The 25404-nt window shown below is 66.8% G+C and carries 23 protein-coding genes; 7 read left to right on the forward strand and 16 right to left on the reverse strand.

All coding sequences use genetic code 11. The features are described 5' to 3' along the window. Positions 1-303 precede the first annotated feature (303 nt). Both J8I35_RS07650 and J8I35_RS07655 read right to left on the reverse strand, forming a co-directional pair. Positions 304-690 (reverse strand): ester cyclase, encoded by a 387-nt coding sequence (locus J8I35_RS07650; protein WP_050012839.1) that lies wholly within the window; start codon positions 688-690, stop codon positions 304-306. 46 nt (positions 691-736) lie between these two features. After that, positions 737-1633: a LysR substrate-binding domain-containing protein gene (locus J8I35_RS07655; RefSeq protein ID WP_050012838.1), complete on the reverse strand. Its 897-nt coding sequence runs from the start codon at positions 1631-1633 to the stop codon at positions 737-739. Positions 1634-2132: 499 nt separating this feature from the next. On the opposite strand from J8I35_RS07655, the gene J8I35_RS07660 reads away from it, so the two are divergent. The 3 genes from J8I35_RS07660 to J8I35_RS07670 all read left to right on the forward strand — a co-directional run bounded on the left by J8I35_RS07660 (position 2133) and on the right by J8I35_RS07670 (position 5102). Further along, entirely contained in the window at positions 2133-3008 is an 876-nt protein-coding gene (locus J8I35_RS07660; RefSeq protein WP_209924906.1) for a peptidoglycan DD-metalloendopeptidase family protein, read from the forward strand. Between the two features lie 209 nt (positions 3009-3217). Continuing rightward, complete coding sequence (gene bla / locus J8I35_RS07665; protein WP_209924907.1) at positions 3218-4117, forward strand: class A beta-lactamase; 900 nt, start codon at positions 3218-3220, stop codon at positions 4115-4117. Positions 4118-4229: 112 nt separating this feature from the next. Beyond that, positions 4230-5102 (forward strand): LysR substrate-binding domain-containing protein, encoded by an 873-nt coding sequence (locus J8I35_RS07670; protein WP_209924908.1) that lies wholly within the window; start codon positions 4230-4232, stop codon positions 5100-5102. Positions 5103-5127: 25 nt separating this feature from the next. On the opposite strand, the gene J8I35_RS07675 is transcribed toward J8I35_RS07670, so the two are convergent. The 13 genes from J8I35_RS07675 to J8I35_RS07735 all read right to left on the reverse strand — a co-directional run bounded on the left by J8I35_RS07675 (position 5128) and on the right by J8I35_RS07735 (position 18783). Then, entirely contained in the window at positions 5128-5463 is a 336-nt protein-coding gene (locus J8I35_RS07675; RefSeq protein ID WP_209924909.1) for a type 1 fimbrial protein, read from the reverse strand. 364 nt (positions 5464-5827) lie between these two features. After that, the gene (locus J8I35_RS07680; RefSeq protein WP_050012833.1) at positions 5828-6082 is read right to left on the reverse strand and encodes a GlsB/YeaQ/YmgE family stress response membrane protein; all 255 of its coding nucleotides are present in this window, start codon (positions 6080-6082) and stop codon (positions 5828-5830) included. A gap of 162 nt (positions 6083-6244) precedes the next feature. Continuing rightward, positions 6245-7246 carry a fimbrial protein gene (locus tag J8I35_RS07685; RefSeq protein WP_209924910.1) on the reverse strand — a complete coding sequence of 334 codons (1002 nt, stop codon included), beginning with the start codon at positions 7244-7246 and terminating at the stop codon, positions 6245-6247. A 9-nt stretch (positions 7247-7255) separates the two neighbouring features. Continuing rightward, entirely contained in the window at positions 7256-9853 is a 2598-nt protein-coding gene (locus tag J8I35_RS07690) for a fimbria/pilus outer membrane usher protein (protein WP_209924911.1), read from the reverse strand. A gap of 180 nt (positions 9854-10033) precedes the next feature. Next, positions 10034-10774 (reverse strand): fimbria/pilus periplasmic chaperone, encoded by a 741-nt coding sequence (locus tag J8I35_RS07695; RefSeq protein WP_209924949.1) that lies wholly within the window; start codon positions 10772-10774, stop codon positions 10034-10036. 111 nt (positions 10775-10885) lie between these two features. Then, on the reverse strand, positions 10886-11437 hold the full coding sequence (locus J8I35_RS07700; protein WP_209924912.1) for a fimbrial protein: 552 nt from the start codon (positions 11435-11437) through the stop codon (positions 10886-10888). 451 nt (positions 11438-11888) lie between these two features. Further along, complete coding sequence (locus tag J8I35_RS07705; RefSeq protein WP_209924913.1) at positions 11889-12665, reverse strand: ABC transporter ATP-binding protein; 777 nt, start codon at positions 12663-12665, stop codon at positions 11889-11891. Continuing rightward, positions 12662-13579 carry an ABC transporter ATP-binding protein gene (locus J8I35_RS07710; RefSeq protein ID WP_209924914.1) on the reverse strand — a complete coding sequence of 306 codons (918 nt, stop codon included), beginning with the start codon at positions 13577-13579 and terminating at the stop codon, positions 12662-12664. The genes J8I35_RS07705 and J8I35_RS07710 overlap by 4 nt, the downstream gene beginning before the upstream one ends. Before the next feature lies 1 nt (position 13580). Then, positions 13581-14495 carry a nickel transporter permease gene (nikC, locus tag J8I35_RS07715; RefSeq protein ID WP_209924915.1) on the reverse strand — a complete coding sequence of 305 codons (915 nt, stop codon included), beginning with the start codon at positions 14493-14495 and terminating at the stop codon, positions 13581-13583. A gap of 67 nt (positions 14496-14562) precedes the next feature. Then, the gene (locus J8I35_RS07720) at positions 14563-15633 is read right to left on the reverse strand and encodes an ABC transporter permease (protein WP_050012825.1); all 1071 of its coding nucleotides are present in this window, start codon (positions 15631-15633) and stop codon (positions 14563-14565) included. Between the two features lie 10 nt (positions 15634-15643). Next, the gene (locus J8I35_RS07725) at positions 15644-17245 is read right to left on the reverse strand and encodes an ABC transporter substrate-binding protein (RefSeq protein ID WP_050012824.1); all 1602 of its coding nucleotides are present in this window, start codon (positions 17243-17245) and stop codon (positions 15644-15646) included. A gap of 70 nt (positions 17246-17315) precedes the next feature. Continuing rightward, positions 17316-17879 carry a D-alanyl-D-alanine dipeptidase gene (gene ddpX / locus J8I35_RS07730; RefSeq protein WP_124554973.1) on the reverse strand — a complete coding sequence of 188 codons (564 nt, stop codon included), beginning with the start codon at positions 17877-17879 and terminating at the stop codon, positions 17316-17318. 16 nt (positions 17880-17895) lie between these two features. Then, on the reverse strand, positions 17896-18783 hold the full coding sequence (locus tag J8I35_RS07735) for a MurR/RpiR family transcriptional regulator (RefSeq protein WP_050012822.1): 888 nt from the start codon (positions 18781-18783) through the stop codon (positions 17896-17898). A 256-nt stretch (positions 18784-19039) separates the two neighbouring features. Between J8I35_RS07735 and J8I35_RS07740 the strand changes: the two genes are divergently transcribed. From J8I35_RS07740 to J8I35_RS07755, 4 genes are all read left to right on the forward strand, one after another. Then, positions 19040-19288 (forward strand): helix-turn-helix transcriptional regulator, encoded by a 249-nt coding sequence (locus J8I35_RS07740; protein ID WP_050012821.1) that lies wholly within the window; start codon positions 19040-19042, stop codon positions 19286-19288. A 3-nt stretch (positions 19289-19291) separates the two neighbouring features. Next, positions 19292-20626 (forward strand): type II toxin-antitoxin system HipA family toxin, encoded by a 1335-nt coding sequence (locus tag J8I35_RS07745; protein WP_209924916.1) that lies wholly within the window; start codon positions 19292-19294, stop codon positions 20624-20626. Positions 20627-20942: 316 nt separating this feature from the next. Further along, entirely contained in the window at positions 20943-22199 is a 1257-nt protein-coding gene (locus J8I35_RS07750; RefSeq protein WP_209924950.1) for an oxalate decarboxylase family bicupin, read from the forward strand. 95 nt (positions 22200-22294) lie between these two features. After that, on the forward strand, positions 22295-23602 hold the full coding sequence (locus J8I35_RS07755) for an Nramp family divalent metal transporter (RefSeq protein WP_209924917.1): 1308 nt from the start codon (positions 22295-22297) through the stop codon (positions 23600-23602). Positions 23603-23753: 151 nt separating this feature from the next. Here J8I35_RS07755 and J8I35_RS07760 read toward each other — a convergent pair whose 3' ends face one another. Further along, the gene (locus J8I35_RS07760) at positions 23754-25343 is read right to left on the reverse strand and encodes an ABC transporter substrate-binding protein (protein WP_209924918.1); all 1590 of its coding nucleotides are present in this window, start codon (positions 25341-25343) and stop codon (positions 23754-23756) included. Positions 25344-25404 lie beyond the last annotated feature (61 nt).

Consider the following 25404-nt stretch of genomic DNA (forward strand, 5'->3'; position numbering starts at 1 on the left):
AGGCATCGATCGGCGCGATGTCAATGAACTTTCACATCGGATGCGCCGGTAGAAACCCGAATGGAGGAAGCCGGGGCGTGCGAGAGGGGAATCGGAATTACGCGTAAATCGTCGGGATGTTTATCTTGACGATCGCGTGGTCATCGTGCGAAAGAAAAGCTTTGAAGCGGGGAGGGCAAGCATGGGCGGGAAACGGGTTCTCGGTGCATGAAGAGAGAAAACGTTATCCATAAGAATCAGAATGCAGCGAACCGCTCACGGCCACCCGCCGCCGCATGCGCCGACCCGCCGTTTCGACGACGTTCAAAGCTGCTTCTCGATCGCCGCCTTGTCGATCACCGACCACACCTGGCGGATCTTGCCGTCGTGAAACTCGTAGAACACGTTTTCGGCGAACGTGACCTTGCGGCCGTCGACGGCGAGCCCCATGAACGTTCCTTTCGGCGAACACGCGAAGCGAAGGCGGCACGCGACGCGCGGCGGCTCGCACACGAGCAGCCGGATGTCGAAGCGCAGATCGGGAATGTCGCGGAAGTCCTGCTCCAGCATCGCGCGGTAACCGGCGAGGCCGAGCGGCCGGTCGTTGTGGATCACGTCGTCGGACACGTATTCGCCGAGCGCCGTCCAGTCCTGCCGGTTCAGGCAGTCGATATACGCGCGATAGCGGGTGGCGAGATCGGTATCGGTCATGGCGATGTCTCCGTAGGTCGATGGGACGAATCGAATGCGGCGCGCGTTACGGCGGCGGCGCGTCGCCCGACAGGAACGCGACGAACTCGCGCGTGTACTTCGGCAGCGCGTCGAACGACCGCGCGCAGAGCGTCAGTTTCCGATGGCTCCACGGATCGGACAACTCGACGAGCCGCACGTCCATCGTCTGCATCGCGCGCTCGGCCGCATGCCGCGACACGATGCCGATGCCCACGCCGCTCGCGATCATGCGGCAGATCGCGTCGAAGCTCTTCAACTGCACGCGATAGCGGATCCGCTTGCCGAGCGCGCGCGCCTGGTCGGCGAGATGCACCTGCAGCGCGCTGCCGTCGGTGAGGCCGATGAAGTCTTCGCCGGCGATGTCGTCGAACGCGACCGCGCCGTACGACGCGAGCGGATGCGTGGCCGGCACGACGACGATCAGCCAGTCTTCGCGGAACGGCTTCTGTTCGAGGCCGCCGAGCCCGACCGAATCGGCGACGATGCCGACCTCGGCCGTCTTGTTGCGGATCGCATGCACGATCTCCTGGCTCGAGCGTTCCTCGACGCTGATCGACAGCTTCGGATGGTGCGGCAGGTAATCGGCCAGCGCATCAGGCAGGTATTCGCTCAGCGACGCGGTGTTGCACAGCAACCGGATATGGCCGCGCAGCCCCTGGCCGTATTGCTGCAGTTCGCCGCGCATGTGATCGATCTGCTGCAGCACGGTGCGCGCGTGGTGTTCGAGCGCGCGGCCCGCGTCGGTGGCCTGCGCGCCGGACTTGGTCCGGTGCAGCAGCGGCACGCCCAGCTCGTCCTCCATCCCGCGAATGCGCTCGCTCGCGGCCTGCAGCGTGATGTGCGTTCGCTCGGCGCCGCCCGTGATCGTGCCGGCTTCGCAGATGTTCAGGAAGAGCCGCAGGTCGGTCAGGTCGAAGCGCATGATGGGCGGAGGGATGGCTGGGGGAATGGCCGATAAGTTAGCAGGAACCGCGGCGGCGGTCTCAGGGCCAGCCTGAGACCCGGTTCGTCGCTTCCGCATTTTCGGGGCGCGATCGACGCCCGATCATGGACACACATCAACCGGGGAGCCCGTCATGCGGATCGATTCGTCATGGGGTGTGTCCTTCAAGATCGCGCTGCATCTGCTGTTCCTGTGCATCGGTGTCGCGTGGGCCGGTGCCGAATTCGTCGCATGGTTGCGATGAATGTCGTCGCGCGACTATCGAAACAAATGAACCATAGTTTTTTGTGACGAAAATTCTTCCGTTTTTCTGCGCCCAGACCATCAAGTTTTTCCGGATCGGACCGTATTACCGGTAGCGAATGCCGGCCGGCATCCGGTCCGTGATCGTTTGTCATCATTGTTTGCATCCGGTTACACGTCGGCCGTTCCGTTTTTGAGATGCTTGAAAGATTGTCAAACCGGAGTCGGATCGTCCATGAAAACGCGCGAGATTCACCGCAAGGCGGCGTGGCTGTCGGGCCTGGCCGCCGTGCTTGCCATGGCCGGTTGTGCAAATACGCAGTCCGTTCCGCCGAGCGACACGCTGGCGGCGCAGCCCTCTGATTCGAGCTCGTCCGCCGCGGCGCCGCCGGCCGCCACGATGCCGGCCGCGCCGATGCCGGCCGCGCCGATTCTCGTCGCGCGGAAGTACGTCGTGAAACGCGGCGACACGCTGACGGGCATCGCCACCGCGAACGATTGCAGCGTGGCCGACTTGCGCACCTGGAACAAGCTGGCCGCGAACGGCAGGCTGCGCATGGGGCAGGTGCTGCGGATCGTCAAGCAGCAGCCGTTGCCGCCTGCGGGCGCGGCCGGCACGCAGGTCGTCGCGAGCAATGGCGCGGCGGGGAATCAGGGAACTGCGCAGGCCACGTCGCCGGCCAGCGCGTCGACCGCGAACGACCGTCAGGTCGTCAAGGAAACGAAGCGTCATGCGGGCGGCGTCGCGCTCAAGTGGCCGGCGACCGGCAAGATCGTCGAAGGGTTCCGGCCCGGGCAGAACCGCGGCATCCAGATTGCCGGCCGGCCGGGCGACCCGGTCCGCGCCGCGGCAGATGGGCGCGTGATGTACGCGGGCACCGGCCTGAACGATTACGGCAGCCTGATTATCGTCCAGCACAACGCGGATTTCCTGACCGCCTATGCGCACAACCGCAAGCTGCTCGTGAAGACGGGCGACATCGTGCATCAGGGCGATGCGATCGCCGAGATGGGCGACCTCGACAACTCGCGCGTCGCGCTGCTGTTCGAGGTGCGACGCGACGGCAAGCCGGTGAATCCGATGCCGTACCTGCCTTCGTCGCAAGGGTGAAGCGGGGCCGTTTCGCTGGAACGCGACGGCGGTCGCTGCTACGCTAAGGTTTGTTCATGCGAATCCCGCTATCGCGGGGCCGACGGGCGTCTTTCGGGGATGCGCGGCGAATGCCGTCGCGGGCCGACCGTCGGCGTGAACGGTCGCGCGTCGCCGATGCGCGGCCGCGTTGCTTCGCGCCACCGTTTCCGACAGAACAGACCTCATTCATGGAACACTCTCCGACACGCCGCTCGCTGTTGCTCGCCGCCGTTGCCGCGCCGTTCGTTGCCGCGTGCACGTCCGCGCCGGTCGCCGACCAGGGGCGCGCCCACGCCGCACAAGCCGAACTCGCCGCGCTCGAAAAAGCCTCGAACGGGCGGCTCGGCGTCGCCGCGCTCGATACGTCGAACGGCGTGCGCATCGCGCACCATGCGCGCGAGCGCTTCCCGCTGTGCGGCACGTACGCAGTCATGGCGGCCGCCGCGATGCTCGCGCGCGGCTCGCTCGACGCATCGCTGCTGCCGCGCCGCATCCTGTATCGCCGCTACGAAATCGTGTCCGGCTCGCCGATTACGGAGAGCCACGTCGACACCGGCATGACGATCGCGCAGCTGTGCGCGGCGATGCTGCAGTCGGGCGACAAGGGCGCGGGCAACCTGCTGATGGGCGTGCTCGGCGGCCCGCAGGCCGTCACGGCGTTCGCGCGCGAAAGCGGCGACACCACCTTCCGCCTCGATCATTGGGAACCCGAACTCAACAAGGCGGCGCCCGGCGACGAGCGCGACACGTCGACGCCGGTCGCGATGGTCGACACGCTGCAGCGGCTGCTGCTCGGCGACACGCTGCGCGAACCGCAGCGCGCGCAACTGACCGAATGGATGGTCGGCGGCGCACGCGGCGCGACCGGCATCGCGGCGGGCGTGCCGCCCGGCTGGCGCGTCGCCGACAAGGCCGGTACCGGCGGCTTCGGCACGACGACCGACGTCGCGGTGCTGTGGCCGCCGTCGCGCGCGCCGATCGTGATGGCCGTGTCGTTCACGCAGCCGCAGGCCGATGCCGCGGCGCGCGCGGACGTCGTTGCATCGGCGGCGCGCATCGCGGCGGGCGCGCTCGCCGCGACGGCCTGAGTCCCCGGCGTCTCGCGCGAAGCCGGCGTTTGGCTTATCGTGTCGGTCAGCGCGCGCCGGCGTCGGCGCGCGGTCCTTCCGCGTCGTTTTCCGTTCCCGTTTCCCGTTCGCCATGCGCCGACTTCCGCCCCTGCACGCGCTGCAGATCTTCTCGACGGTGGCTCGCCACCGCAGCTTCACGCGCGCGGCCGAGCAGCTGTGCATCACGCAGGGCGCGGTGAGCCGGCAGATCCAGACGCTCGAGGCGCACTACGGTTTTCCGCTGTTCAGGCGGCATGCTAAGGGCCTCACGCTGACGGCCGAGGGCGAGCAGTTGTTGCCGGTGGTCGACGAGAGCTTCGCGCGGATCGAGGACATCTCGATGAAGCTCACGCGGCAGCGCACCGATCTCGCGCTGAAGGTGCCGACCTGCGTGATGCGCTGGATGCTGCCGCGGATCATGCGCTTCCAGGGCGAGCATCCCGATCTCCATGTGCAGATCACGACCGCGTGGCAGCACGTCGTCGATTTCTCGACCGAACCGTTCGATGCGGCGGTCGTCTACGGCACGTCGCCGGGCGCTGGCGTGTGCGCGCTGCCGCTGTTCGACGAGCGGCTGACGCCGGTGTGCGCACCCGAGTTGCGGCAGGCCGCACCGCTCGATGCGGTCGGCGATCTCGCGCGCCATACGCTGCTGCATCCGACGCGCGACCATCGCGACTGGCGCGCGTGGCTCGATTACGCCGGCGAGCACGCGGTCGATGCGGAGCGCGGGCCGACCTTCGACACGCTCGACCTCGCGACCAACGCGGCGACGCAGGGCTTCGGCGTCGCGATCGGCGACGTGACGCTCGTCGACGACGACGTCAGCGCGCGCCGGCTCGAACGGCCGTTCGACATCGTGCTCGAGACGGGCGCCCGCTATTTCTTCGTCTATCCAGAGAACATCGGCAGCCAGCAGAAGATCCGCGCGTTCAGCGACTGGATCGCACGCCACCGCGACTGACGCGCGGCGGTTCCAGCGGGGGCTTCTACTGGTAAGTCACGACGGCGATCATCGGCGCGCGCGCGTTGCCCGGACGGTCAGGTAAAACGATTGCGCGGGAGGCCTGCGTAAAGATCGTGGTCTTGATCGTGCGCAGGCTGGCCGCGTCGACGAACGCGACTTGTCCGCTCGCCGGGCGCGGGCAGTCGGGCCGCACCTGCGCATGCGCGGCGTTGGCCGTGTCGACCGCGAACGAGCAGGGCGGCTCGACGATCATGCCGGTGAAGTGGATGATGCCGCCCGTGCCGGCGGCAAATGACGAGGACGAGGCCAGAAGCGAGGCAGCCAGGGCAAACGAGGCGGCAAACGAACGATGCTTCATGACAGGCTCCAGAGAGGAAGCGCGTCGCAGCGAGGCCGCTCGAATGGCAGTCCGTCAACGCTGCGGTGCTGTATGCGTAAACGGCAATTTCATCGAACCTCTTGAGTGAGAAACCGGAAATAACGACGACGAGCAAACGACGCCGTGTTCCTTCAATCAATTTATCTCAAAATTGTGCGGCCGCAAGTCGGGGTATTGCCGATGACGTAGACTCGGGGGAAGCGTGCCAATGGATGCGGGATTTGCAGATAAATCGTTGAGGGCTCAACGATTCGTCCAATCCCCAGGATGACGATTCGCCAAAAGAAAACGGCCGCTCGTGTGTGACGAGCGGCCGTTTGCGTCGGAGTGAACGACGCTGAGGTCAGCTTGCGCGTTTGCGCACCGCACCCACGACGACGAGCAGCACGATCGCGCCGATGATCGATGCGATCCAGCCTGCGCCCTGGCCCGGCGCATACCAGCCCGCGGCGCGGCCGATGTAGCCGGCGACGAGCGAGCCGACGACGCCGAGCACGACGGTCATCAGGATGCCCATCTTGTCGTCGCCGGGCTTGAGCGCACGGGCGAGGAGGCCGACGATGAGCCCGACGACCAGGGTTTCGATGAATTGCAGCATGAACGCCTCCCTATTGCTGTTGCGCTGTTGACGAAAGGAGATGGACTCGTGCGGCGCGCCGGGGTTCCCTGCGGCGGTGATATCGGCGCGCGGCGTGCCGAGTATCGCACGCCGCCGCGTCACGCGGATGTCAGGTCGCGGCGAGGCGTGCGCCGACGTCGTTCATTGATAGTCGAGCAGAACCTGCGCCGCGGCATGAACCGAACCGCCGCCGACCTTCGCGCCCGTTTGCAAGTACGACGCGCGGAGCTGAATCGACGGCGATCCGCCGGTGGCCCGGTTGTAGCCTGTCACCGTGTGCGACTGCCTCAGCGGCAGCGGCTGGCCGGTCGTGGGGTCGGCGATCTGGATGCCGACGCCGGTGGCCGTGGCATCCGGGCGCAACTGCATCCCGCCGGGCGTGCCGGCGACCACGTCGTCCAGCGGGGCCAACTGGTAGCCGATCCGGTTGTAGCCGGCCGGGCAGTTGTTCAACTGCACCCGGAAATCCGTCGCGCCGGCAGTCGAACCGACGCCGTTGAACACATGGTGCTGCACGGGCGGCAGCGTGACGGTCTGGTCGGGAATCGAGCAGGTTCCGTTGATGAAGCTGACCTTCGCGGCGAGGTAGATCATGGACGAGTCGCCGAAAATGCCGGACTTGTAACGGATCGTGTAATAGGCGCTGAGCGTGCCGGAATTGAGCGACCCGTCCTGCGGCTGCCGGCTGTCGCGAAACAGCATGATTTCGAGCGTGTTGCGCAGTGTCGTTTTCGTCGACGAGACGGCGACGTTGCCGTCGATGATCATGCGCGTCGACAGGCCGGACACGTTGGTTTCAAGGTCGGGGCCGTCGGAGGGCGAAAAACTGCCCTTCGGGTACATCGAGATGCTCGTGATCTGGCAGGTGCTCGCGCCGCAAACGTCCTGCGGCGTGAAGTAATAGCGCCCGACGACCACGCCCGGCGTGGCGTTTCCGGGGCTGGTGACGGTTGCCTGCCCGAAAGCATAGAGGGCGGAGCCGGCGGTCGCATCGGTCGCGAACGCGACGCAGGCAAGCAGCCCCCCCGAGGCAGCCGCGATCATGCGGGCGCAGTGTCGGGCAATGCCGCCGCGTGCGTGGTACGTCAGGCCTGCCAGGCTCGTCATTCGGGTCGATGCGGACGATGAATTGAAATTGAACATGGGGATTCCTTATTGAATGCCGGCGGTCGTCGAGTCGGGCTGGCAGAGGCTCTTGATGGTCTGAAGGCCCGACGATTGTTTGCGACGTTCCGCAACGGGCAGCTCGTAGGCGATTCGACAGACCGAGCGGCGGTCGGCGCCCCATTGAACCGTCAGCGAGCCGCTGTCGACGAGCCCGCGCGCGAAGATCTTGCTCGCCTGGCCGACGACGCCGACTTCCTTGCCGGTCTCGTCATGCACGGTGGCACCGAACGGCAGCGGCTTGCCGTCGGCCTGGCGCGCCTGGACGAGCGCCGCGCGGCCGGTGTCGGTCGCGAAGCGGATGAGCGGCACCGCACCGGCGCGCGGGGCGATCTGCCGGCTGGTTTCCTTCAGCTCGACATCCATCGGGATGCCCTTCGGATCGAGCGCGACCGTATTGAGGCTGTATGGCGTCAGGTACGGCACGATCGCGTAGCCGTTGCCGTCGACCTTGACGCCCGCCGCGTTCGTGACGCGCGCGCCGGCCGCGCCGGGCGCCTCGACGATCGCGAACGTCTCGGATACCGGTTGCGAGAACGTGATGCCGCCGCGGTGCGCGACCAGCGCGCCGCGCACGCCGAGCGAACCCTGCTGGAAGTCCGCGCTCGCGCCCGCGCTGGCATTGATTTCCGCCGCGCGCGTGCGATACGTGACGTTGGCGCTGCCGTCCGTGACTGAATCCGGCCCGGACGAATGGTTCGCGCTGACGCTGTACGACAGCGCGTGGTCTTCGCCGAGCGATCCGGACAGCGTCGATTGCAGCCGGGTGCGGCCGAGCGTGTCGCGCGACACGTTGCCGGAGACGGTCATCGGGCGCTCGCGGCCGAACGGGATCGTGACGCTGGCGTAATAGAGCGTGCCCATGTCGCCGCCGGCATTGCGCTGCCGCGTGGCCGTCAGGCTGTAGGACACGTTGCGGAACTGGTTCGTATAGCCGACCGAGTAGTTGACGTCGGAGCCGGAGCGGTTCCAGTAGTTGACGGCCGACGCCGTGACGTTGATGCGCCCGCCGGTCGCGCCGAGGCGCTGCGTGAGCGCCAGCGACGCGCGATGGCGCTGGCGCCAGAGCGACTGGGCCGAGCGGCCGTCGCGCGCGGCATCGCGTGCCTGCATCGCGTCGTTGAGGCCGAAATAGCCGTCCGTCGAATAACGATACGCGGCGAGTGCGATGTCGGTGCCGGTCGCCTCGACCGACTTCGCATAGCTGACGCGCACGCTCGAGCCGCTGTAGCGCTTCGCGCCGGGGATCGAGGTCAGCGCATGCGTGACGTCCGCGCCGAACGCGCCGAACGACGTGTTGAACGCGCCACCCAGCATCGCCGATGCGTAACCGCCCGCGAGCGTGACGCCGCCGTATGCCGTCAGCAGGTTGGTCAGCCCGCGCTGGTACGTTGCCTGCGTGAACAGCGGCTGGCTCGACCCGTGCGGATTGCGCAGCGAGCCCGCGACGAAGCTGTAGCGGCCGACGCCCGGCCGCAGCGACATCGGCACGGCGGCGTAGGGCACCGAGAACGAGTGAACGGAGCCGTCGGCCTCCTCGACCGATACCTGCAGGTCGCCGCCATATCCGGTCGGGTAGAGGTCGTCGATTTCGAAATTGCCGGGCGCGACCGTCGTCTCGTAGATCGTCACGTCGTTCTGGCGGATCGTCACCTTCGCGTTGCTGTTCGCGATGCCGCGCACCACCGGCGCATAGCCGCGCAGCGAGTCGGGCAGCATCCGGTCGTCGGTCGACAGGCGCACGCCGCGGAACTGCGTCGAGTCGAACAATTCGCCCGACGTGTAGCTTTCGCCGATGACGAGTTGCGACGACAGCGACGGCAGGTCGCGCTGCAGATAGGTCGCGATGTCCTGGTACTGGCTCTCGCCGCGCGACGACCAGGAATAGGAGCCTTCGTGGCGAAAGCGCCAGTTGCCGAGGTTCACGCCGCCGTTCAGGCCGAGATAGCCTTGCGTCTGCGCGGTGTGGCCGCTGGCCTTCGACGAATAGAGGTTGAAGTTGTAACCGAGCAGGCCGACGGTCTCGCCGGAAGTCCATTGATCAGGGCTCACGTAGCCGCGTGCCTTGCGCGCGAGCGACGCCTGCGGGATCGACAGCCTCAGCGTCTGTCGCGTGAAGTCGAATGTCGCACTGGCGCCCGGCACGACTTCGTCGAGTCGCAGGCATGCGCCGTCGCCGTCCAGTCGCGCGACGACGTCCGGCGCGAGCTTGCCGAAATCGACGCCGACGCGCTCGAGCAGCGTGCGGTCGAAGCACGGCCGTGCGTCGCCCGAATCCGGCGCGGCCACGAAGCGCACGTCATAGCGGCCGATCCAGTCGGGACCGACATGAATGTCGGCGGTGTACACGCCGGGGGCCGTCACGTTGCGCCGGGCGAAGCGCGACACGTCGAAATCCCTGCCCAGGCGATTCTGCATGAACGCACCGTCGAACTCGACTTGCGCGAGCGTGCCTTCGGCGACCGCGGGTGTCGTCGCGCGGCCCTCGGCGGACCACGCGGCGACGCAGGCCGCCACCACCAGGTGGATCGGCTTGACGCGCGGCAGGTCGGCCGCGCCGCGGTGCGGCAGTCGAGTCGGGGTCATGCGCAGTACTCCACAAAGTTTCGGATCGAGCGGGCGCGGGCGCGTGGCGTGGCGCGGCGGCGGCGAAGGGCAGGTCCGGGGTGTCCGTGCCGGTCGTCGGGACAGCCGAGACGACGGCGGACGAAAAGAGGTGATGCAGTCGACACGCGCGGTGGGCGCGCACCGACGGTTTCGGTCGCGTTACGGTGCGACGCTGACCGGACGCTTGATGTCGGTTGCCCGGCCCCAGTCGTTGATATTGGCGAATTCGACCGTTGCGTCCGCGGCGGGCGCGCCGGCGAGATCCTTGATCGGGAACCGTTGGGTGCTGCGCGGCAGCACGTAGCCCATGCCGGCGTCATGCTTGCGGCCGGCCGAATTCAGCAGCACGTTGCCGAAATTGATGACGAACGGCGTCGGGTTGCTGGCCTCGAGCGCGTAGCCGCCGTCGATGCGAACCACGCGCCAGTCGAGCTGCGAGGGGGCGTCGTCCACGTTGCCGGCCAGACCGGCGGGGCGATACATGATCTTGATGCGCGAGCGGAACGCGAGCTGGATGCGGTTGCGCGCTTCCGTCGCGTCCGCCTTCGGCGGCACTTCGAGCACGTTCAGCCAGAACAGCGATTCGCGGTCGGCAGGCAGCGGTTCGCCGGTATGCACGAGCCGCAGCGTCTGACCGTTGCCGGCTTCCATCCGGAAGATCGACGGCGTCAGCGTGAACGGCACGTCGATGTTCTCGGGCAGCGCGCGGCTGTCGCCATCGTCGAGCCATGCCTGCACCAGTGCCGGACGCTTGCTGTCGTTCGTGAGCTGGATCGTGACTTCGCGCTCGCTGGACGGGAAGATGACGCGCGTGCCGGCGATCACGACGCTCGCATCGGCCTGCGATGCGAATGCGGTGACGGCGAGCGTCAGCGTACGGAAGAGCTTCAACAGTTTCATGGGCATGGGCACTCGGATCGTTGGGACGGGAAGCGGGCGGAATCGGCGGTTCGCGCGCCGCGCGGCGTGACGGGCGGAGATCGCCGGGACGGCGATCTCCACACGCGGTCCTTACTGATAGATCAGCGAGTACTCGACACGCGAATTGACGTCACCGGCCTTCACGGCGTCCGCGGCGTAGTACTCGGCGAAGTAGTTCAGCTTCGCCTTGCCGTCGGCATCGATGGTGGCCATCTCGGTGCTCGCGCCGGTTTGCGCGCCGACCGGAATCAGCTTCTGCTGCGAATCCAGCACGTTGATCTGGACGCCCGAGGCGGCCTTCGTGCCCGCGTCGATCGTCAGTCGGCCGGTCGATTGATCGACGTTCGTGCCGTTCTCGAACACGACACCGACCTTCACCGGGTTGCCATCGCCGACCGAGCAGCCCGTGAGCGCCAGCGAGAACGCGCTGCGGCCGGCGACGGAGCCGACATCGGCGAGCGCGGTGGTGCTGACCGGCGGCAGCGGGACGGTGAAGTCCGATCCGCCCGCGACGCTGCAGGTCGACGCGATGACTTTACCGACGAAGCTGACGGTGCCGTCTGCCGCGTGGGCCGTGGACGAGAAGGCCGCGCCGGCGGCGACGAGGAGGAACGGAATTGCGCTGCGCTTGAAGTTCTTCATATTTAAAATTCCAAATAAAGTTCGACGTTCGAAAGCGCGCATTGAATTTAAATCGATGAATGACGCGTTTCGGATTGAATTATGTGGAATTCGTAATGATTTTGTAATTTGACGGGTACGAATCGATTTGTTTTTTATCTAGTACAAGTACTAATTTGGAGGTTGCCGGCGAGCGGCATTCAGGCGCAACGGGTGGGGGAGCAGGCAGGAGGGCGCGCGCGCGTGTCGCTATCGAGATCGGTCGAGGTGTCGATTTTGTCGGTCGCGCCATTCGATAGGCGCAATAGCCGCTGTTTGTCCGCTATTCGTTGGCGGTTATTCGTTGCTCGGAACGGATCGAAACGGGAATGGTTGGCCGACAAAGGGGGCGGCGGCCGGTATGTCGCGTTGGGCGCGCGGCACGTCATGAGACGTTCGCGCGTGCGAACGTCTCATTGTCATGAAGCGCGCGTCAGGCCGCAGGCGCATCGACCGCCGGATCGAGCCGGCGGTAGCCTTCGGTCGCGCGCAGCAGCGTGCGCGTGTAGTCGCGTGCGACCTGTCCCGCGCGCACGTCCTCGATTCGCAGTTGTTCGACGATCTCGCCGTGCTGCATCACCGCGATGCGCTGGCACAGGAAGCCGATCACCGCGAGGTTGTGGCTCACGACGATCATCGTCAGGTTGCGTTCGCGATGCAGGCGGCGCAGCAGGTTCAGGATCTCTGCCTGCACCGACACGTCGAGCGCGGAGGTTGGCTCGTCGAGCAGCAGCACGCGCGGCTCGACGATCAGCGCGCGCGCGATCGCGACACGCTGGCGCTGGCCGCCCGACAGCTGGTGCGGGTAGCGGAAGCGGAACGTCGGGCCGAGGCCGACCTCGGACAATGCGCGGGCGATGCGTGCGTCGGGTTCGTCGATGCCGTGGATCGACAGCGGCTCGCGCAGCGTCTGGTCGACCGTGAAGCGCGGATGCAGCGACGCGTACGGATCCTGGAACACCATCTGCACGTAACGGCGAAACGCACGATCGGGCGTGCCTCCCACCGGCCGTCCGTCGATCGACAGGCTGCCGGACGCGAGCGGCACGAGACCCGTCAGCGCGCGCAGCAGCGTCGACTTGCCGGAACCCGATTCGCCGACGAGCCCGAACACTTCGCCGTCGCGCACCGCGAAGCTCGCGTCGCGCACGGCGTCGACATGGCCCGTGCGGGTCGGAAAACGGATCGATGCGTGATCGACGTCGATCATCGTGCGGCCTCTTGCGGTACATGAGCGGTCGGCGCGGGCGCAGCGGCGTCGAGCCACGCCGGATCGCGCTGCAACACCGGCAATTCATCGGGCGGGTTCGCGAGCGGCGGATTCGCCGCGAGCAGCCCGCGCGTGTACGGATGCGTCGCATCGCGCAGGCCGCGCGCGGCGCAGGTTTCGACGACGCGGCCGGCATACATCACCGCGACGCGATCGCAGAACGACATCACGAGCGGCAGGTCGTGGCTGATGAACATCAGGCCGGTGCCGTGCCGCGCGATCATCGCGTCGAGCACCGCGAGCACCTGCATTGACACCGCGACGTCGAGCGCGGAGGTCGGTTCGTCGGCAATCAGCAGGCGCGGGCCGGTCGACACCATCATCGCGATCATCACGCGCTGGCCCATGCCGCCCGACAGCTCGTGCGGATACGCATCGGCCACGCGCGCCGGATCGCGAATCTGCACGGCCGCGAGCGCATCGACGATCCGCTCGCGCAGCGCGCGGCCGCGCAACTTCGGCTCGTGCCGCCGGAACGCCTCGCCCATCTGCGTCGCGACGGTCATCACCGGGTTCAGCGAATACTTCGGATCCTGCAGGATCATCCCCATCTGGCTGCCGCACAGGCGCCGCCGCTCACCGGCCGACATCGCGAGCAGGTCGTGGCCCGCGAAGCGCATCGTGCGGGCCGACCAGCGTGCGGCGTCGGGCAGCAGGCCGAGCAGCGCGCGGCCCGTCAGCGATTTGCCGGAGCCCGACTCGCCGACGATGCCGAGCCGTTCGCCGGGGGCGAGCGTCAGCGACAGGTCGCGCACGGCGTCGGTGACGGTGCCGTCATGGCCGCGAAAGCCGATCTTCAGGCCGTCGATCTCGCAGAGCGGTGCTGCCGGCGCGGCGGTGGAATTCAGTGGCATGTCACGCTCCATGACGCGGATCGAAGACGTCGCGCAGCCCGTCGCCGAGCAGGTTGAACGCGAGACTCACGAGCAGGATCGCGATGCCGGGCAGCGTCGCGACCCACCATGCGTCGAGCAGCACGTTGCGGCCCGACGCGACCATGAACCCCCATTCGGGGCTCGGCGGCTGCGCACCGAGGCCGAGGAAGCCCAAGCCCGCGACGGTCAGGATGATGCCGGCCATGTCGAGCGTCGCGCGCACGATCACCGACGACATGCACAGCGGCACGATGTAGCGCAGCAGGATCCGCGGGCCCGACGCGCCTTGCAGCCGCGCCGCATGGATGTAGTCGGCCTGCGCGATGCGGATCGTCTCCGCGCGCGCGAGCCGCGCATAGGCGGGCCACGCGGTGATCGAGATCGCGACGACCGCGTTGATCACGCCCGGCCCGAGCGCGGCCGCGAACGCGAGCGCGAGCACGATCTTCGGGAATGCGAGCGCGATGTCGGTGATGCGCATCAGCACGCTGTCGACGAAGCCGCCGCAATAGCCGGCCGTCGTGCCGATCAACAGGCCGATCGGCACGACGATCACGACGACGAGCAGCGCGATGCCGAGCGTCAGGCGCGACCCGGCGATCAGCCGCGACAGGATGTCCCGGCCGAGCTGGTCGGTGCCGAGCCAGTGCGATGCGGAGCCGGGCGGCAGCAGCCGGTCGGACAGCACCTGGCGCAGCGGATCGTGAGGCATGATCAGCGGGCCGACGATAGCGACGACGATCAGCGCGACCAGGATCGCGAGCCCGAACAGGTTGAGCGGATTCGTGGCGAACCGGCGCCAGCGGCGGTACGCGAGGCCGAACGCGGCTTGCGAGCGCGACGCGGGCGCATCGGACAGCAGCCACGCGCGCAATGTGAGACGCTCGGCATTCATGATTGGACGACCTTCGGCATCGGCGATGAAAAAAGCGGGGTGAAAGCGGTCATGTCGGGGCGGTCCTTTAGCGTGCACGCGGATCGAACACGCGGTACAGCGCATCGGTCAGCAGGTTGACGGTGATGAACATCGCGCCGATCACGAGCGTCGCGCCGAGCACCGCGTTCATGTCGGCGTTCAGCAGCGCGCCGGTCAGGTATGAGCCGAGCCCCGGCCACGCGAACACGATCTCGGTCAGCACCGAGCCTTCGAGCAGGTTGCTGTACGTGAGGGCGATCACGGTCAGCAGCGGCACCGCGATGTTGCCGAACGCATGCCGCCAGATCACGCGCCGCTCCGAGAGGCCCTTCGCGCGCGCGGTGACGATGTATTCCTGGCTCAACTGGTCGAGCATGAACGAGCGCGTCATCCGGCTCAGGTATGCGACCGAGTAGTAGCCGAGGATCGCGGCCGGCAGCGCGATGTGCGACACCGCGTTGCGGAACACGTCCCACTCGCCGGCGAGCGCCGCGTCGAGCAACAGACTACCCGTGCGCGGGTCGACCATGCCGTCGTACACGGGATCGAGCCGGCCGGGGCCGCCGACCCAGTGCAGCCGCGCATAGAACAGCAGCAGCCCCATCAGCCCGAGCCAGAACACCGGCACCGAATTGCCGATCAGCCCGACGAAGCGCGCGATGTGGTCGATCGGCCGATTGTGCTTCACCGCGGCCGCGACGCCGAGCGGCACGCCGATCGCGATGCCGATCAACGTCGCGATCGTCGCGAGTTCGAGCGTGGCCGGAAACACGCGCCTGATGTCGTCGAGCACCGGGTTCGCGGTCAGCAGCGACATGCCGAGATTGCCGTGCAGCACGTCGCGCGCGTAGATCAGGAACTGCGTGACGAGCGGCTTGTCGAGGCCGAGTGCGATGCGCTCGGCCGCGTACGCTTCGGCGGACGCGCGATCGCCGAGAATCGCGAGCACGGGATCGATCGGCACCTTGCGGCCGATCACGAACGTCAGCGCGAGCAACCCCGCGAACGTGACGGCGAGCGTGAGCGCCCAGCGCACCACGCGCAGCGCCCAGCGTACGGCCGGGCGCCGCGCGGGCAGCGTGCGCAGTGCTTCGAGGGAGGAGGCGGGAGTCGACATGCGGCGATTCTTATTGCTTCTTCAGGTTGCGGTACGACACGAGATCGTTGATCGGCCCGACTTCGAGCCCGCTCACGCCGGGCCGCGTGGCGACCTGCGCGACTTTCTCGAACATGATCACGAACGGCGAGCGCGCGAGCATCGCCTTCTGCATCGCCTGGTACCGCTGCGCGCGTTGCGCGGCGGTCGGCTCGGCGAGCGCGGCGTCGGTCTCCTTCGTCAGTTGCGGAATGTCCCAGCTGTTGCGCCAGGCCAGCATCTTATAGCTCGATTTGTCGCCGTTGTCCGGATTCCATGCAAAACCCTGTGCGTTGCTGTGCGGATCGATGTAGTCGGCCGACCATTCGCCGATGTAGATGTCGTGCTGGCGTGCGCGGTATTTCGCGAGCGTCTGCTTGTTGTCGCCGGGGATCAACTGCACCTTGACGCCCGCCTGCGCGAAGTTCGCCTGCACGGCCTGCGCGATCTCGGTGTACGGATAGTCGTTGCGCACGTCCATCGTCACCGAGAAGCCGTTCGGCACGCCGGCCTTCGCGAGCAGCGCCTTCGCCTTCGCGACGTCGAGCTTGTACGGGTTCGAATTCAGCGTGCCGAGGAAGCCTTCGGGCAGGAAGGTCTGGTGCACCTTGTAGGTCGTCTTCACGACGTTGGACTGGATGCCCGCATAGTCGACCAGCCACTTCAGCGCTTCCTGCACGTCGGGCTTCGCGAGCGTCGGGTTCTTCGTGTTCAGGCCGAGATACAGCAGCGTCGCCTGCGGCGAGGCCGATACTTTCGCCTTGCCGGATTTCACGACCGACGCGAGATCGTCGGGGCTCAGGTCGCGCGCCGCGTCGACGTCGCCGTTTTCCAGCAGCAGGCGCTGGCTCGCGGCTTCGGGCACGTGACGCAGCACGATGCGCTTCATCGCGAGCGGCAGCCGGTAGCCGTCGAAGCGCTGCAGCACGATGCTGTCGCCGGCCGCCCACTTGACGAGCTTGTAGCCGCCGGAGCCGGCCTCATTTGTCTTCAGCCACGCGTTGCCGAAATCGTTGCCCTGCTGGTGCGACAGCAGCAGCTTCTTGTCGAGCACCGACGCGGGCCACGAGCCGAGCACGTTGAGCACGAAGGTCGGCGCGTATTTGTGGTCGGTCGTGATCGACACCGTCTGGTCGTCCAGCTTCTTCACGTTCGCCGCGACGTTGGCCTTCGTGAGCCCGATGCCGGTCAGCACCGCGGCCGGGCCCTTGTCGAGCAGCACCGTGCGCTGGATCGACCACGCGACGTCGTCGGCCGTCAGCGGGTTGCCCGAGTGGAACTTGAGGCCCGCGCGCAGCTTGAACGTATAGGTCAGGCCGTCGGGGCTCACCGTCCACGACTGCGCGACGTCGCCGTTGAATTTCGACGGATCGCGCAGGTCGACGCGCACCAGCCGGTCGTACGTGTTCGCGACGTATTCCTCCGGCACCAGCTCGTAGATCTCGCCGGGGTCGAGCGTCGTGAATTCGTCGAGCAGCGTGGCCATCACGAACATGTCTTTCGGCGTTTCCGCGCGGGCGGCGGAAAACGGAACGGCGGCGAGCAGGGACGCGGCGGCCAGCGCCGCGACGAGCGGGGAGGTCGGGAATTTCATGGGCGCTTCTCCATCTGTCGTTTGAGTCGTTGAACGTGAACGTGCATGAAAAAGGGGGCGTGCGGCGTCGTCACATCAGGCGCCACGGGCCGCTCGCCGCATTGTCGATCGGCGGCAGCGCGTGCGAACCCGGCAGCTCGTAGTGCCACCATTCGCTGTCGATGTGCGCGAAGCCGGCCGCGTGCATCACGCCGAGCAGCAGCAGACGGTTGCGTTGCACGGGCTCGGGCAACCCCGCGTGAAAGTGGCCCGATGCGGCCACCATCTCGTCGAAGCCGGTGCCCATGTCGAGCGGCGCGCCGTTCGCGTCGACGAGCGTCAGGTCGATGGCGGTGCCGCGGCTGTGGTTCGACCCGCGGCCGAGATCGGCGACGAAGTTCGGGTCGGGCAGGAAATCCCACAGCACCTGCTGCGCTTGCGGCGGCCGGTATGCGTCGTAGAGGCGCAGCGTGAAGCCGGCTTGCGCGGCGACGTCGACCGCGCGGCGCAGCGCGGCTTCGGCCGGCTCGAGCAGCAGACAGTGCGCGTGGCGGTAGATCGGCTTGCCGGTCAGGTTGCGCTCGGTCGCGTAGACGAGATCGATCTCGACGCGATGCGTGGCGGGCGTGATTTCGACGAGGCGGTGAGGGTTCATCGGCGGTCCGGTTCGCTCAGGATTCGAATTGGTCGAACGTGCGCTGCAGTTCGCGGTTGCGCGCGACGCGCCGGTCGATCGCGGGACCGAGGCGGTCGACCACGGCGGTGATCAGCAGGTTGAACAGGCAGGTGAGCGGCGCGAGCGAATCCCAGAACTGGCCGACGTCGGTCTTCACCTGCAGCAGATCCGCTGGCCATTCGCGCGCCCATGGGCAATACAGATCGGTGACCAGCGCGAACGGCTGGCCGCGCTCGGCGGCGGCCTGGCAATAGCGGCGCGCGCTGCGCGAATAGGCGCGCGTATCGGTGACGATGCAGTACGGCCGTTCGAACTCGGAATTCAGCGAATCGACGTACGAGCCCGACTGGCCGTCGGAATAGAACACGCGCGGGCGCAGGTATTCGAGGTAGCTGCTGAACGCATTGCTGATGCCGCGCGTCGACTGGATGCCGAGGATGAAGACGGCATCGGCATGCGCGATCCGGTCCGCGACCTGCGCGAACACCGGTTCCTCGGCGAGCCGGTACACGTGGCGGATCGCGTCGAGTTCGCGGTCGAGCGATGCGGCGAGCGTGCCGGCGCTGCGCTCGCTGTCGCGCGCGTCGGCGGTCGTTGGCATGGCGGCGGCGCGGCGGTACTCGTCGAGGCGGTCGGTGATCATCCACGGGCGGTCGCCGCCGCCGCGCAGTTCGCGTTTCAGGTCGTCGAGATTCCGGTAACCGACGCTGCGCAGGAAACGCCCGACCGAAATGCCGCTGGTGCCGGTCTGCTGCGCGATCTGGTCGGCGGTTTCGAGGCCGAGCCGATCGAGGTTCGCGAGCATGTAGCTGGCGATGCGTTTCGCGGTCGGCGTCAGCTCGGCAAAGCGGGATTCGACGGTGTGGGCGAATGCGCAGGTCATCGGCTGTTAGATCGTTGTCATTTGATGATTCGATGTCATCTATCTGACAAAGCCAAAATCATCGGCGCCAGCGAATAAAAACTATGGGGTGGTAGGAGGCGATAGGGCGGTGCGTGCGCGCAACGACTGGGGCCGCAACGCGCTGTAGTGTGAAAATATTCCTGACAGGGATATTCCGCGTTTATTCGTATCAGAGATAATTTGCGTTTATGTCTGTCAGAGATATACTGCATGGATTGCATAGAGGACCCGCGCCGTGAATCTCATCGTCAATACCCCTGCTCAACTGGGCGAAATCCTGTCGTCCGCGCGTCAGGCCAAGGGGCTGACGCAAGCCGAGGCGGCGGCACGCATCGGCGTCGGCCAATCGCGGCTGTCGTCGCTGGAAACGATCCGCACCGAAAGCCTGTCGCTCAAGCAGTTGCTCGAACTGACCGCGCTGTACGGTCTCGAGCTCAGCATTCGCACGAAGGACGGGCGCGACGCTGCCAACGTCGAGTGGTAATCGATGGGACGCAAATCGCACAGCCGCGCGCTATCGATCTGGGCCAACGGCGTGCGGGTCGGCATCTGGCGGATTCCCGCGCGCGGCGACATGGAGTTGCTGTACGACATCGGCTGGAAACAGTCGGATGCCGGCCGCCCGCTGTCGCTGTCGCTGCCGTTCGGCATCGGCCCTGCGCCGTTGCGCGGCGAGCGCGTGAACCACTACTTCGACAATCTGCTGCCCGACAGCGACGCGATTCGGCGCCGGCTTGCGTCGCGATTCGGCACGGCGACGACCGAGCCGTTCGATCTGCTCGCCGCGCTCGGCCGGGACTGCGTCGGTGCGGTGCAGTTGCTCGGCGAGGATGAAGCCCCGACCGGCCATGACCGGATCGACGGTACGCCGTTGTCCGACGACGACGTGGCGCGCGTACTCGATCAGGCGAGCGGGGCGGCGGGCGGTGCGCAGGACGACGACGACTTCCGCCTGTCGCTGGCCGGCGCGCAGGAAAAGACTGCGTTGCTGTTTCACGACGGGCGATGGATGCGTCCGCATGGCGCGACGCCGACCACGCATATCCTCAAGTTGCCGCTCGGGCTGGTCGGCAACAAGCGTGCGGATCTGACGACCTCCGTCGAAAACGAGTGGCTGTGCCTCGCGGTCCTGCGCGCGTTCGGCTTGCCGACGGCGGATGCCGACATCCTGCGTTTCGGCGAACACAAGGTGCTGTCGGTCGCGCGCTTCGATCGCGCGCTGCATCGTGATGGCGGATGGCTGTTGCGCTTGCCGCAAGAGGATTTTTGCCAGGCGCTCGGCGTGCCGCCGCATCTGAAATACGAATCGCAGGGCGGCCCCGGCGTGCCCGATCTGGCCGGCATCCTGCGCCGGTCGGAAACGGCGCAGGCCGACCTCGACACGCTGTTCGCCGCATTGGTGGTGTTCTGGATGCTCGCCGCACCGGACGGGCATGCGAAGAACTTCAGCCTGCGCCTGCTGCCCGGCGGCCGCTTCCGCCTGACGCCGCTCTACGACGTGATGTCGATCTGGCCGGTCGAGGGAGATGGCGCGAACCAGTGGTCGTGGCACAAGGCGAAGCTCGCGATGGCCGTGCACGGCAAGCGCAAGCACTACGCGATGCGCGACATCACGCGCCGGCACTTCACTGCGATGGCGGAGTATTGCCTGCTTGGCGATATCGCTACGCCGATCGTCGAACGACTGATTGCGATGACGCCGCACGTGATCGAATCGGTCGGCGCGGCGCTGCCGGCCGGGTTTCCGGCAAGGATCGCCGAACGCATTCTCGGCGGATTGCGCTTCGCTGCGCAACGGCTTGCCGACATGCCGCGGGAGTGACCCGGTCCAGGTCCGGGCCGGGCAGGTGAAAGCACGCGCATCCGCATTTTCCTGTTCCCGTCGATCGCATTGAGTCGCCATCGTGCGGCGCGCCTATCGATCTCTTCTCGTCGCCATTCATCCATTGCTGCATCGCAATAATTGCAAAAATTAAAATCGATCAGTTTTAGTCATTAATTCAGGTTAATAATTCATTTAATTTTTAGATGAATATGGATTTAACTTGCGTCACGGGATGTTCGATTTTCGGTAATTCGAAAAACGGCAAGTGTTCCGTAGTGGAAATTCTCTCGATTGCAGAAATGAAGAGGAAATCATGACGAATCTTTCTCGACGCAGGATGTTGACGAGTACGGCCGGCGCCATTGCCGCGGCGGGTATTGCGGTAACGGCGAAGGCCGCTTCGTTCGGTAACCCGGACAGCCCGCCGGAAGGCGCGGTGAATGCGCGCAACCGTCAGAGCCTGACCGACCCGGGGCCTAAAAATCCGGCCATCGCCAATCAGTTCCCGTCTTTTCAGGATCCGCCGGCCACCGATATCAACGGGATGCCGTTATTCTGGGCGTCTTTCAATAATGCGCATAAGCGCATTCAGAATGGCGGATGGGCGCGCGAAGTCACGCAGGATGATTTCGCGATTTCCGAAACCATCTCCGGCGTCAATATGCGGCTGACGCGCGGCGGCATTCGCGAGATGCACTGGCACCAGCAGGCCGAGTGGGCGATCATGCTCGACGGCCGCTGCCGGATCACGGTGCTCGACGAACTCGGGCGGCCGTCGGTGCAGGACGTCAAGACCGGCGATCTCTGGTATTTCCCGCCTGGCCTGCCGCATTCGCTGCAGGGCCTCGGCAGCGACGGCGCCGAATTCCTGCTCGCATTCGATAACGGCCGCGCATCGGAATTCAACACGCTGTTGCTGACCGACTGGATCGCGCATACGCCGCCCGACGTGCTCGCGCTCAACTTCGGCGTGCCGGCCGACGCGTTCAGGAACGTGCCGCTCGACAACCTGTGGATCTTCCAGGGCGACGAACCGGGCCCGCTCGCGGACGCGCAGCGCGCGTCGGCCGCGTCGGCCGGTGCGCCGCCGCATCCGTTCGTGTTTTCGCTCGGCGACATGAAGCCGGTCAGGAAGACGCGCGGCGGCGAGGTGCGGATCGCCGACAGCACCAACTTCAACGTGTCGACGACCGTCGCGGCGGCGCTCGTCACCGTGCACCCGGGCGGCATGCGCGAGCTGCACTGGCATCCGAACGCCGACGAATGGCAGTACTACCTGCAGGGCGAGGCGCGGATGACCGTGTTCGACACGGGGCCGAAGGCGCAGACGGCCGACTTCCGCGCGGGCGACGTCGGCTATGTGAAGAAGAGCCTCGGCCACTACGTGCAGAACACCGGGCAGACCGATCTCGTGTTCCTCGAGATCTTCAAGACCGACCGCTATGCGGAGGTGTCGTTGTCCGACTGGCTCGCGCACACGCCGCCGAAGCTCGTCGAAGCGCACCTGAACGTCGCGCCGGACGTGATCGCGCAGTTTCCGCGCAATCGTCCCGACGTCGTGCCGCTGTAATGCCGCCGGCGTCTTGCCGTGGCCGGCACGCGGCATGCCGGCCGTGGCGGGCGCGATCCGCAATCAGCCGTCCTTATTCGAACGGAATACTCACCATGATCCCCGTCCCGAGCAAACCTGCCGGTGGCTTCGCGCTGCCGGGCCGGTCCATCGAGCCTATCGACGGCGCGGCGCGCGCCGCGCTGGAAGGGCGCCGCACCGGCGTCGCCGCGCTGCTGCCGTTCGTCGGCCCGGCCGTGATCGCGTCGATCGGCTACATGGATCCCGGCAACTTCGCGACCAACATCCAGGCCGGCGCCGCGTACGGGTACCGGCTGCTATGGGTCGTGCTGGCCGCGAACGCGATCGCGATGCTGTTCCAGGCGATGTCGGCGAAGCTCGGCATCGTGACCGGCCGCAATCTCGCCGAGCTGTGCCGCGACCGTTTCCCCGCGCCGGTCGTGTGGGGCATGTGGATCGCGTCGGAGATCGCCGCGATGGCCACCGATCTCGCCGAATTCCTCGGCGGCGCGCTTGCGTTCGGGTTGTTGTGCCACCTGTCGCTGTTCGCGGGGATGATCGCGACCGCGTTCGCGACCTGCGCGATCCTCGCGCTCGAAAAACGCGGCTTCCGGCCGCTGGAAGCGGCGATCGCGGCGCTGGTCGGCGTGATCGGCGCGTGCTATCTCGGCGAACTGCTGATCGCGCCGCAGGACTGGCATGCGGTCGCGTTCCATCTGGTGGTCCCGCAGATTCCGGATCATGCGGCGCTGACGATCGCAGTCGGCATCATCGGCGCGACGATCATGCCGCATACGCTGTATCTGCATTCGGGCCTCACGCAGGATCGCACCGCGCCGCGCGACGACGGGGAGCGGCGGCGGCTCGTGCGTTTCTCGAACCGCGAGGTCGTGATCGCGCTGGGGCTCGCCGGATTCGTGAATCTCGCGATGGTGATGATGGCGTCGTCGGCGTTTCACGCGGCCGCGCCCGGCATGACCGACATCGGCGACGCCTATCACACGCTGATCCCGGTGCTCGGGCCGGCGGCCGGCGCGCTGTTTCTCGTCGCGCTGCTGACCTCCGGCGTGTCGAGCTCGGTGGTCGGCACGATGGCGGGGCAGGTCGTGATGCAGGGCTTCATCCGCCGCCGCATGTCGATCTGGGTGCGGCGCGCGGTGACGATCGCGCCCGCGTTCGTGGTGGTCGCGCTTGGCTGCGACGTCACGCGGGCGATGGTGGCCAGCCAGGTCGTGCTGAGCTTCGTGCTGCCGATGCCGATGATCGCGCTGCTGATGCTGTCGGCGCGCAAGGACGTGATGGGCGCTTACGCGATGCGGATGCCGCTGCGGATCGTCGCCGGCGCGGCGACGGTCGTGATCGTCGGGCTGAATGCGTACCTGGTATGGGCGGCATTCAATTGAACGGGTATGCGCGTTCTCGTCCCGTGACGTGTGCGCGGCACGGTATCCGACCGATGGCGGTCATTGTCGATCGCGCACGGCCCGGCGCCAGCGCCGCGGCGCGCGGCGATTACCCGCACGGCGGCGTGGCCGCACGCGCGGGCAGCCGCGATTACTTCGCGAGCGTGCGGTATGACACGAGGTCGTTGATCGGCCCGATTTCCGGTCCGGTCGCGCCGGGGCGCGTGGCGACCTGCACGACCTTCTCGAACATGATGATGAACGGCGAGTTCGCGAGCACGCCCTTCTGCAGCGCTTCGTAACGCTGCGCGCGCTTCGCGGGCGACGGCTCGACGAGCGCGGCCTCGGTGTCCTTCGTCAGTTGCGGAATGTCCCAGCTGTTGCGCCACGCGAGCATCTTGGTCGGCGACTGGTCCGAGTTGTCCGGATTCCACGCGAAACCGCGCGCGTTGCTGTTCGGGTCCATGTAGTCGGGCGACCATTCGCCGACGAAGATGTCGTGCTGGCGCGCACGGTACTTGCCGATCGCCTGCTTCGCGTCGCCCGGGATCAGCTTCACGCGGATGCCGCCCTGCGCGAAGTTCGCCTGCAGCGCCTGCGCGATCTCGAGGTACGGATAGTCGTTCGGCATGTCCATCGTCACGTCGAAACCGTTCGGCAAGCCGGCCTTCGCGAGCAGCGCCTTCGCCTTCGCGACGTCCTGCTTGTACGGCCGCGCGTTCGACGCGCCGAGGAAGCCTTCGGGCAGGAAGGTCTGATGCACCTTGTAGGTCGTGCTGACGATGTTGCGCTGGATGCCGTCGTAATCGACGAGCCACTTCATCGCCTGCTGCACCTCGGGCTTCGCGAGGTTCGGGTTCTTCGTGTTCAGGCTCAGGTACAGCAGCGCCGACACCGGCCACGACGCGATCTTGATCTTGCCGGCCTTCGACAGCGCGGCGAGGCTGTCGGGGCTCAGGTTGCGCGCGGCGTCGGCGTCGCCGTTCTCCAGCAGCAGCCGTTGCGCGGACGCTTCGGGCACGTGGCGCAGCACCACGCGCTTCATCGGGTACGGCGTGCGGTATTTGTCGAAGCGCTGCAGCACGATGCTCTCGTTCGGCGTCCACTTGACGAGCTGGTACGGGCCCGAGCCCGCGTCGTTGGTGCGCAGCCAGCCGCTGCCGAAATCGTTGCCTTGCTGGTGCGACAGCAGCAGCTTCTTGTCGAAGACCGAGGCCGGGCACGCGCTCAGCACGTTGAGCACGAAGCTCGGCGCGTACTTGCGGTCGGTTTCGAGCACGACGGTTTGCGGATCGACCACGCGCACCTTCTGCGTCACGTTCGCCTTCGTGAGGCCGAGATCGGCGAGCACGCCGGCCGGCCCCTTGTCGAGCAGGATGGTCCGCTGCAACGACCACGCGACGTCGTCGGCGGTGACCGGGTTGCCGGAATGGAACGTGAGGCCCGGGCGCAGCTTGAACGTGTAGGTCACGCCGTCGGCGCCGACCGTCCACGATTGCGCGATCTGTCCGTCGAAGCGCGTCGGGTCCTTCAGGTCGACGCGCACCAGCCGTTCGTAGGTGTTCGCGACGTATTCGGACGGCACCAGCTCGTAGATCCCGCTCGGGTCGAGGGTCGTGAATTCGCCGAGTTGCGTGGCGACGACGAAGATGCCGGGCGGCGTGGCAGCCTGCGCCGGCAGCGCCGGAACAAGCGCGACGAGCGCGGCGCTGACGAACAGCCGGGACAGCAGGTGCTTCATGCGGGCTCCTTCGAAAGGGAATCGTGGTGCGATTCTCTCATCGACGGGCACCCGGATGAAA

The sequence above is a fragment of the Burkholderia sp. CpTa8-5 genome (genome assembly GCF_017815045.1).
Classification (GTDB): Bacteria; Pseudomonadota; Gammaproteobacteria; order Burkholderiales; family Burkholderiaceae; genus Burkholderia; species Burkholderia sola.

Coding starts and splice junctions, on each gene's coding strand:
- J8I35_RS07680 (WP_050012833.1), bottom strand. CDS start 6,082: ATGCTGCAATTCATCGAAACCCTGGTCGTCGGGCTCATCGTCGGCCTC.
- J8I35_RS07675 (WP_209924909.1), bottom strand. CDS start 5,463: ATGAAGCATCGTTCGTTTGCCGCCTCGTTTGCCCTGGCTGCCTCGCTT.
- J8I35_RS07760 (WP_209924918.1), bottom strand. CDS start 25,343: ATGAAGCACCTGCTGTCCCGGCTGTTCGTCAGCGCCGCGCTCGTCGCG.
- ddpX (WP_124554973.1), bottom strand. CDS start 17,879: ATGAACCCTCACCGCCTCGTCGAAATCACGCCCGCCACGCATCGCGTC.
- J8I35_RS07755 (WP_209924917.1), top strand. CDS start 22,295: ATGATCCCCGTCCCGAGCAAACCTGCCGGTGGCTTCGCGCTGCCGGGC.
- J8I35_RS07720 (WP_050012825.1), bottom strand. CDS start 15,633: ATGTCGACTCCCGCCTCCTCCCTCGAAGCACTGCGCACGCTGCCCGCG.
- J8I35_RS07655 (WP_050012838.1), bottom strand. CDS start 1,633: ATGCGCTTCGACCTGACCGACCTGCGGCTCTTCCTGAACATCTGCGAA.
- J8I35_RS07745 (WP_209924916.1), top strand. CDS start 19,292: ATGGGACGCAAATCGCACAGCCGCGCGCTATCGATCTGGGCCAACGGC.
- J8I35_RS07690 (WP_209924911.1), bottom strand. CDS start 9,853: ATGACCCCGACTCGACTGCCGCACCGCGGCGCGGCCGACCTGCCGCGC.
- J8I35_RS07725 (WP_050012824.1), bottom strand. CDS start 17,245: ATGAAATTCCCGACCTCCCCGCTCGTCGCGGCGCTGGCCGCCGCGTCC.
- J8I35_RS07700 (WP_209924912.1), bottom strand. CDS start 11,437: ATGAAGAACTTCAAGCGCAGCGCAATTCCGTTCCTCCTCGTCGCCGCC.
- J8I35_RS07695 (WP_209924949.1), bottom strand. CDS start 10,774: ATGAAACTGTTGAAGCTCTTCCGTACGCTGACGCTCGCCGTCACCGCA.
- J8I35_RS07650 (WP_050012839.1), bottom strand. CDS start 690: ATGACCGATACCGATCTCGCCACCCGCTATCGCGCGTATATCGACTGC.
- J8I35_RS07750 (WP_209924950.1), top strand. CDS start 20,943: ATGACGAATCTTTCTCGACGCAGGATGTTGACGAGTACGGCCGGCGCC.
- J8I35_RS07685 (WP_209924910.1), bottom strand. CDS start 7,246: ATGTTCAATTTCAATTCATCGTCCGCATCGACCCGAATGACGAGCCTG.
- J8I35_RS07705 (WP_209924913.1), bottom strand. CDS start 12,665: ATGATCGACGTCGATCACGCATCGATCCGTTTTCCGACCCGCACGGGC.
- bla (WP_209924907.1), top strand. CDS start 3,218: ATGGAACACTCTCCGACACGCCGCTCGCTGTTGCTCGCCGCCGTTGCC.
- J8I35_RS07735 (WP_050012822.1), bottom strand. CDS start 18,783: ATGACCTGCGCATTCGCCCACACCGTCGAATCCCGCTTTGCCGAGCTG.
- nikC (WP_209924915.1), bottom strand. CDS start 14,495: ATGAATGCCGAGCGTCTCACATTGCGCGCGTGGCTGCTGTCCGATGCG.
- J8I35_RS07660 (WP_209924906.1), top strand. CDS start 2,133: ATGAAAACGCGCGAGATTCACCGCAAGGCGGCGTGGCTGTCGGGCCTG.
- J8I35_RS07670 (WP_209924908.1), top strand. CDS start 4,230: ATGCGCCGACTTCCGCCCCTGCACGCGCTGCAGATCTTCTCGACGGTG.
- J8I35_RS07710 (WP_209924914.1), bottom strand. CDS start 13,579: ATGCCACTGAATTCCACCGCCGCGCCGGCAGCACCGCTCTGCGAGATC.